Here is an 8588-nt window from a genome sequence, read left to right as displayed (position 1 = left end):
GTGTGGTGGCGGGTGAGGAGTTGTGCTCGCCGGAGTATTGGGTGCGTCATGTGCGGGAGACCGTCCGGTTCGCCGATGGGCTCGACACACTCCGTGGGCTGGGCGTCGGTTCCTTCCTGGAGCTGGGGCCCGATGGCACATTGACCGCTCTGGCCGATGGCGACGGTCTGCCGGTACTGCGTCCGGATCGTCCGGAGCCCCTTACCGCGATGGCCGCTCTGGGTGGGCTGTATGTGCGGGGCGTCCAGATCGATTGGGCGGCGGTGTTCCCCGGTGCTCGGCGTGTTGATTTGCCGACGTATGCGTTCCAGCGTGAACGGTTCTGGCTGGAGCCGTCCTCGGCTGAGCCTGCGACGAGTGCGGTGGACGCGGCGTTCTGGGACGCCGTCGAGCGCGGGGATTTCGGTTCGTTCGGTATCGATGCCGGGCAGCCGCTCAGTGCGGCTCTGCCCGCCCTGGCGGCATGGCGCCACCGTCGCCAGGAGAGGTCGCTGGTCGAGTCGTGGCGGTACCGCCTCGACTGGTCCCCGATCGAGGATGTTCCTGAGCAGCCGCGTCTGCGTGGCACGTGGCTGGTGGTGGGCGCTGCCGGAGACGAGGTGGCCGTCGTGCTGCGGGCCGCTGGGGCTGATGCGCGGGTCGTGACGGCGTTGGACCTGGGCGAGGTTCCGGTCGCGGGTGTGGTGTCGCTGCTGTCGGTTGAGGCGACGGTGTCGCTGCTGCAGGCCCTCGTGGCCGCCGGGGTCGACGCGCCGTTGTGGTGTGTCACCCGGGGGGCGGTCTCCGTGGCGGACGGAGACCTGGTGGAGCCCGACCAGGCCGGAGTCTGGGGGCTGGGCCGCGTGATCGGTCTGGAGCATCCGGACCGTTGGGGCGGGCTGATCGACCTGCCGGCGGTCATGGACGATCACGCGGGGGAGGCGCTTGCCGCCATCCTCGCCGGGCACACCGGTGAGGATCAGATCGCCATCCGCGCCACCGGGACGTGGGCCGCCCGTCTGACGCGGGCGGAACCGTCCGGTGTGGCGTCGGCCGCATGGCGCGGTCGTGGCACCGCGCTGGTCACGGGCGGTACAGGGGCGCTGGGTCGGCATGTGGCGCGCTGGTTGGCGGATACCGGCGTGGAGCGGATCGTGCTGACGAGCCGTCGGGGGGCCGGGGCACCTGGCGTCGCGGAGTTGGTGGCCGAGCTGGGGGACCGAGTGCGCGTGGTGGCGTGCGATGTCGCCGATCGCGAGGCGCTCGCCGCTCTTCTGGGGACGATTCCGGATCTGCGTACCGTGGTGCATGCGGCGGGTGTCCTCGACGACGGTGTGCTCGAATCGCTGACCCCGGAGCGGATCCGGGAGGTGATGCGGGCCAAGGTGGCGGGGGCGCGGTATCTGGATGAGCTGACGCGGGGTCGGGATCTGGATGCTTTTGTGTTGTTCTCGTCGGCTGCGGCGACGGTGGGCAATGCGGGTCAGGGAAGTTATGCCGCGGCCAATGCGGCGTTGGACGGGTTGGCTTGGCGGCGTCGGGCGGAGGGGTTGGTAGCCACGTCTGTGGCCTGGGGTGCCTGGGCCGACAGCGGCATGGGGGCCGGGCACGCACGGGCCATGGCGCCACCACTGGCGCTGGCCGCCCTTCAGGGAGCTTTGGACGACGACGAGACCGCACTGATGGTCGCGGATATCGATTGGGAGCACTTCGCTTCGCGGTTCGTCGGGGCGCGGCCCCATCCGCTGCTTGGTGAATTGCTGGGTGGCGCCGCTCGCCGCGAGCCCGTGGCGGATGAGTTCGTCGACCGACTGCGGGGCCTCCCCCCGGTCGAGCGGGAACGGGCGGTCCTTGAGCTCGTACGTAGCCAGGTGGCTGCCGTTCTGGGACATGCCACCCCGGCGGCAATCGACCCTGCGGCCACATTCCAGTCAGCCGGTTTCGACTCTCTGACCGCGATCGAACTCCGCAATCGACTCATGGTGGCCACCGGCGTACAGACACCTGCCTCGGTCGTGTTCGACTACCCCACGCCGGAACTCCTCGCCGGCCACCTGCGGGAGCAGCTGCTAGGGGTGGGGTCGGCAGCTCTCGCGGCGACGGTCGCGACGGCTCCGGTGGATGACGACCCGATTGCGATCATCGGCATGAGCTGCCGGTTCCCCGGTGGGGTCGACTCGCCCGAAGAACTGTGGCGGCTCCTGGAATCGGGCACGGACGCCATATCCGCCTTTCCGCTGGATCGGGGCTGGGACCTCGTCGGCGGAACCGATGGTGTCTCGGTCGGGGCGGGTGGTTTCCTCTACACGGCTGCCGACTTCGACCCCGCCTTCTTCGGGATCTCGCCGCGTGAGGCCGTCGCGATGGATCCGCAGCAGCGGCTGTTGCTGGAGGTCTCGTGGGAGGTCTTCGAGCGGGCCGGGATCGCCGTGGACGCGCTGCGGGGGAGCTCCACCGGAGTGTTCGTCGGCACCAACGGTCAGGATTACGCCGCCCTCGTCGGTAACGCGCCACAGCGTACCGACGGCCATCTGGCCACCGGCAGCGCGGCGAGCGTGGCGTCCGGCCGGCTGTCCTACACCTTCGGGCTCGAGGGCCCGGCCGTCACCGTGGACACCGCGTGTTCGTCGTCGTTGGTCGCCATGCACCTGGCCGCGCAGGCGCTGCGCGCGGGCGAATGCGGTATGGCGCTCGCGGGCGGCGCGACGGTGATGGCCACGTCCACCGCTTTCGCTGAGTTCTCCCGCCAGGGGGCGTTGGCTTCCGATGGCCGGTGCAAGGCGTTCGCGGCGGCGGCGGACGGCACCGGCTGGGGCGAAGGCGTGGGCATCCTCCTGCTGGAGCGGCTGTCCGACGCCGAGCGGAACGGCCACCGGGTGCTGGCAGTCATGCGTGGCTCCGCGGTCAACCAGGATGGTGCGTCGAATGGGTTGACGGCGCCGAATGGTCCGTCGCAGCAGCGGGTGATTCGGCAGGCGCTGGCGAATGCCCGTTTGTCGGCGGCGGACGTCGATGCGGTGGAGGCGCACGGTACGGGGACGACGCTGGGTGATCCGATTGAGGCGCAGGCCCTGTTGGCCACCTATGGTCAGGACCGGACGTCGGATCGGCCCCTGTTGCTGGGTTCGATCAAGTCGAACATTGGTCATACGCAGGCGGCGGCGGGTGTGGCCGGTGTGATCAAGATGGTGATGGCGATGCGCCACGGTGTGCTGCCGCAGAGCCTGCACATCGACGAGCCCACGCCACACGTGGACTGGACGGCCGGACGGATCGCACTGCTCACGGAACCGTCCCTCTGGCCTCAGAGGGGAGTGCCGCGACGGGCCGGGGTCTCCTCGTTCGGCGTAAGTGGCACCAACGCGCATGTCATCCTCGAACAGGCATCCGTGGCGGCCGAATCCGAGACAGTGCGAACGACCGAACCTTCAGCCGTTCCGTGGGTCCTGTCGGCACGGAGCGAGGCGGGGTTGCGGGCCCATGCCACCAGGCTTCGGTCCTTCGTGAGCGCCGATGGTGCAGTGCATCCGGCCGATGTCGGCTGGTCGCTGGCATCGACCCGAGCGATGCTGTCTCACCGTGCGGTGGTTGTGGGGGCCGACCGCGCTGAGCTGCTGCGTGGTCTGGAGGCGGTGGCGAACGGAACTCCCGACCAAGGAGTGGTGACCGGTGAGGCCGGATCGCCTACCGGAGTGGTGTTCGTCTTCCCGGGGCAGGGGTCGCAGTGGGTCGGGATGGCGTTGGAGTTGATGGAGTCCTCGCCGGTGTTCGCGGGGCGGATGCGTGAATGTGCTGATGCGTTGGCCCCGTTCGCTGAGTGGTCGCTGTTCGATGTGCTGGGCGATGAGGCGGCGCTGGGTCGGGCGGATGTGGTGCAGCCGGTGTTGTGGGCGGTGATGGTGTCGCTGGCGGAGTTGTGGCGTTCGTACGGTGTGGTGCCGTCGGCTGTGGTGGGTCATTCGCAGGGTGAGATCGCGGCGGCGTGTGTGGCGGGTGGTCTGTCGCTGGCGGATGGGGCGCGGGTGGTGGCTTTGCGGAGCAAGGCGCTGCTGGCTCTGTCAGGTCGGGGTGGGATGGTGTCCGTCCCGGTGTCTGCCGATCGGCTGCGGGACCGTCCCGGGTTGTCGGTCGCGGCGGTGAATGGTCCGGCGTCCACAGTGGTGTCCGGGGCGGTTGAGGTGCTGGATGCGGTGTTGGCGGAGTTTCCGGAGGCCAAGCGGATTCCGGTGGATTACGCCTCGCACTCCCGACAGGTGGAGGAGATCCAAGGAGAGCTGGCGGAGGCTCTGGCGGGTGTGGAGCCGCGCGGCGGGGAGGTTCCGTTCTATTCGACGGTGACCGGGCGGCTGATGGACACCGTGGAGCTGGATGCCGGGTACTGGTATCGGAATCTGCGCGAGACCGTGGAGTTCCAGTCCACGATCGAGGGACTGCTGGAGCTCGGACACACGGTGTTCGTCGAGGCTAGCCCGCACCCGGTACTGACCGTCGGCGTCCAGGACACCGCCGACGCCACCGACACGCCCATCATCACCACTGGATCGCTGCGCCGCGACGACGGCGGACCTGCCCGCTTCCTGACCGCGCTGGCCGAACTGTCCGTACGAGGGGTAACGGCGGACTGGCGGCAGGCGTTCGGAGGGACCGGCGCCCGGCATGTCGACTTGCCGACCTACCCATTCCAGCGGGAGCGCTTCTGGGTCGAGCCCACCGCCCCGGGCGTGGTCCGAGACGGGGACACCACCGCGGACCACGAGTTCTGGGCAGCCATCGAGCGCGAAGACGCTGCATCGCTGGCGACCGTTCTGCAGGTCGATGACGCGTCGCTGGGTGACCTGCTGCCCGCCTTGTCGGCCTGGCGCCGTCGGCGGCACGAGAGGTCTGCGCTCGAGGCGGTTCGGTACCAGGTCAACTGGAAGCCGCTCGCCGAGGACCGGGCCGCGATGCTGTCGGGCTCTTGGCTGGTCGTGGTTTCCCAGGCCGATGCCCAGCATGAGTGGGTCTCCGGCGTCTGCGAGGCACTCGCTCAGCACGGGGCCGAGCCAGTGGTGTGTTCGGTGGACGAGCGGCACATGGATCGTGCTGTGCTGTCCGCCCACCTGACGAGCATGACCACTGCGACCAGCACGACCGGCACGAGCAGCGCGACGAATGTCAGGGGCGTGGTGTCGCTGGTCGCCCTGGACCAGCGGCCGCACCCGGACTTCGCCTCCGTTCCCGTCGGTTTCGCGATGACGGTGCTGTTGACTCAGGCTTTGGGCGACGCGGGTGTGGAGGCCCCGCTGTGGAGCCTGACCCAACGAGCCGTGTCGACCGGGCCCGGGGACACCCTCGTCGAGCCCGCACCGGCATCGGCGCTGGTGTGGGGCGTCGGCCGAGTGATCGCGCTCGAGCAGCCACTGCGCTGGGGTGGTCTGATCGACCTGCCGATCGGGGTGAACGCGAGGGCATGCGCGCAGCTGGCAAGGGTCCTGTCAGGCGTTTCGGGCGAGGACCAGGTCGCGATCCGGGCGGTGGGGACCTTCGGGCGCAGGCTCGCCCATGCCCCCGCGTTGCGGACCGACCTGCCGTCCTGGAATCCGAGCGGGACCGTACTGGTCACCGGAGGCACCGGAGCACTGGGCGGCCATATCGCGCGGTGGCTGGCGCAGCAGGGCGCGGAGCACCTCGTGCTGACCAGCCGGCGCGGCATGGCCGCGCCCGGGGCCTCCGAGCTCGTCGCTGACCTGGAGGTGGCCGGAGCGGCGGTGACGGTGGCCGAGTGCGATGTGGCCGAGCGTGCCCAACTGGCCGCGCTGATAGCCGAAGTCGGCCCGCTGACGGCCGTGGTGCACACGGCCGCCCTGCTGGACGACGCGACGGTCGAGTCACTGACCACCGAGCAACTGCACCGGGTACTGCGCGTCAAGGTCGACGGTGCGATGCATCTGCACGAGCTGACCCGCGACATGGAGCTGTCCGCCTTCGTGCTCTTCTCCTCCTTGTCCGGGACCGTCGGTACACCGGGGCAGGGCAATTACGCACCGGGCAACGCCTTCCTCGACGCGCTGGCCGAGTGCCGCAGGGCCCAGGGCCTGGTGGCGACCTCCGTGGCCTGGGGCCTGTGGGCCGGTGGCGGTATGGGGGAGACCGAAGCCGGTGAGGTGGCCCGGCGACATGGCGTTCCGGCACTGTCCCCCGAACTGGCGGTGGCCGCTCTCCGTGCGGCCGTCGAGCAGGGCGACACGGTGGTCACCGTCGCCGACATCGAGTGGGAACGCCATTACGCCGCCTTCACCGCGACCAGGCCCAGTCCCCTGCTCGCCGACCTTCCGGAGGTACGGCGACTCGTCGACGCGGGGGCCGCTTCCGCCGTTGAGGAGACGGGCGTTGACCGATCCGGACTCGGTGAGCGTTTGGCCGGGCTCGACGGGGCCGAGCAGCGGCGACTCCTGCTCGATATGGTGCGCCACAACGTCGCGGTGGTGCTCGGGCATACCGACCCGGAGAGCGTGCCGTCCCATCGCGCCTTCAAGGAACTCGGCTTCGACTCCGTGACAGCGGTCGAATTCCGCAACCGGCTGGGTGCCGCGACTGGTCTGCGGCTGCCGGCCACTGCCGTATTCGACTACCCGACCCCGCTCGCCCTGGCGGAATACGCGTGCTCCGAACTGCTGGGGACGGCCGCGGAGCCCCTGCACACCGAGCCGAGCGGGTCCCTCGTGGACGGCGATCCGATCGTGATCGTAGGAATGAGCTGCCGCTTCCCCGGCGGGGTGAGCTCGCCGGAGGACCTGTGGCGTCTTCTCACCGAGGGCGGGGACGCGATGTCGGCCTTCCCCGCGGACCGTGGCTGGGACCTGTCCGGGCTCTTCCACAGCGAGCCTGGCCACCCGGGGACCTCGTACACGCGGACAGGTGGCTTCGTACATGACGCGACCACGTTCGACGCCGGGTTCTTCGGTATCTCCCCGCGTGAGGCGACCGCGATGGATCCGCAGCAGCGGCTGTTGCTGGAGGCGTCGTGGGAGGCGTTCGAGCGGGTGGGGATCGATCCTCGGTCGCTGCGTGGCAGCACGACGGGAGTGTTCGCCGGTACCAACGGCCAGGACTACGTCAGCCTTTTGGGCGGAGATCAGCCGCAGGAGTTCGAGGGCCACGTCGGAACGGGCAATTCGGCGTCGGTGATGTCCGGCCGGATCGCCTATGTCCTGGGCCTTGAGGGACCGGCACTGACGGTGGATACGGCATGTTCGTCGTCGCTGGTGGCGTTGCATCTGGCGGTGCAGGCGCTGCGGAACGGTGAGTGCTCGCTGGCGCTTGCGGGCGGCGTCACGGTGATGGCGACACCGAGTCTGTTCGTGGAGTTCTCCCGTCAGCGCGGCCTCGCCGCGGACGGTCGGTGCAAGGCGTTCGCCGGGGCGGCGGACGGCACCGGTTTCTCCGAGGGTGTGGGGATGCTGGTGGTGGAGCGGTTGTCTGATGCTGACCGTCTTGGGCATCGGGTGTTGGCTGTGGTGCGGGGTTCGGCGGTGAATCAGGATGGTGCGTCGAATGGGTTGACGGCGCCGAATGGTCCGTCGCAGCAGCGGGTGATTCGGCAGGCGTTGGCGAGCGCCGGGCTTGCTGCTCGTGATGTTGATGCGGTGGAGGCGCATGGGACGGGGACGACGCTGGGTGATCCGATCGAGGCGCAGGCCCTGTTGGCCACCTACGGTCAGGATCGGGACCCGGAGCGGCCGTTGCTGCTGGGTTCGGTGAAGTCCAACATCGGACACACCCAGGCGGCCGCAGGTGTCGCCGGACTCATCAAGATGGTTCTGGCCCTGGGAAACGGTGTGTTGCCGCGAACCCTGCATGTCGATGAGCCGTCGCCGCATGTGGATTGGTCGGTTGGTGCGGTGGAGTTGCTGACTGAGCAGGTGGTGTGGCCGGATGTGGATCGGCCGCGTCGGGTGGGTGTGTCGGCGTTCGGGGTGAGTGGGACGAATGCGCATGTGATTGTGGAGCAGGCGCCTGTGGTGGTGGGGGAGGAGGCTGGGGGCGAGCGTGTTGGGTTGCCTGCTGTGCCGTGGGTGGTTTCGGGTGTGGGTGAGGCGGCGGTGCGGGCGCAGGTGGAGCGGTTGCGTGGGTTTGTGGCGGGCGATCCCGATCTGGATCCGGTGGATGTGGGGTGGTCGTTGGTGGCTGCTCGTTCTGCGTTGTCGGATCGTGCGGTGGTGGTGGGTGCGGATCGTGCGGGGTTGCTCGGGGCTTTGGAGGGTTCGGTGGTTGTGGGGGGTCCTGTTGGTGGTGGGTTGGGTGTGGTGTTTGCGGGTCAGGGGTCGCAGCGGTTGGGGATGGGGCGTGGGTTGTATGAGGCGTATCCCGTGTTCGCTGCGGTGTGGGATGAGGTGTGTGGGGAGCTGGATCGGTATTTGGACCGGCCTTTGGGTGAGGTGGTGTGGGGTGATGAGGCTGAGTTGATTGGGGAGACGGCGTATACGCAGGCGGGTTTGTTTGCGCTTGAGGTGTCGTTGTATCGGCTGATGGTCTCGTGGGGTGTGAAGCCGGACTATCTGCTGGGTCATTCGATTGGTGAGTTGGCTGCGGCGTATGTGGCGGGTGTGTGGTCGTTGGAGGATGCCGCG

Annotated in this window: 1 protein-coding gene; it reads left to right on the top strand. The window is 69.1% G+C overall.

The annotated features are described in order from the left end of the window. Window positions 1-41: 41 nt before the first annotated feature. The coding region (locus J5X86_RS49740) for a type I polyketide synthase (RefSeq protein ID WP_208523167.1) at window positions 42-8588 on the top strand (8547 nt) is incomplete at its 3' end.

Source organism: Streptomyces sp. NEAU-YJ-81, assembly GCF_017592595.1.
Classification (GTDB): Bacteria; Actinomycetota; Actinomycetes; order Streptomycetales; family Streptomycetaceae; genus Streptomyces; species Streptomyces hygroscopicus_B.
The sequence above is the reverse complement of the archived record's forward strand: the minus strand, read 5'-3'. Positions and strand labels throughout refer to the sequence as shown.